We start from the raw sequence: 400 nt of genomic DNA, 5'->3' as shown, positions 1-400 counted from the left end.
AAGATCGAGCGGGCCAACCAGGTGTTCGCCCTCGACACGACCTACATTCCGATGGCGCGAGGCTTCGTGTACCTGACGGCGGTGGTGGACTGGGCGAGCCGCAAGATTCTCGCGCACCGGGTTGCCATCACGCTGGAAGCCACGCATGCCGTCGAGGCACTGGAAGAAGCGTTCGCCCGCTACGGGCTGCCCGACATCGTGAACACCGATCAGGGCAGCCAGTTCACGGCGGGCGCGTTCACCGAAGCCGTACTGGGTCGAGGCGTGCGGCTGTCGATGGACGGCAAAGGGGCTTGGCGTGACAACGTGTTCGTCGAACGGGTGTGGCGCAGCATCAAGTACGAAGAGATTTACCTGCGGGCCTACGAGTCGGTCAGCCATGCCCGGCGCTCCATCGGCG

Annotated in this window: 1 protein-coding gene; it reads left to right on the top strand. The window is 64.8% G+C overall.

The annotated features are described in order from the left end of the window. Nucleotides 1-400: transposase (locus tag ACV22V_RS32595; protein WP_448016846.1), on the top strand; the 400-nt coding region annotated here is incomplete at both ends.

Source organism: Burkholderia sp. AW33-5, from assembly GCF_053427615.1.
The sequence above is the reverse complement of the archived record's forward strand: the minus strand, read 5'-3'. Positions and strand labels throughout refer to the sequence as shown.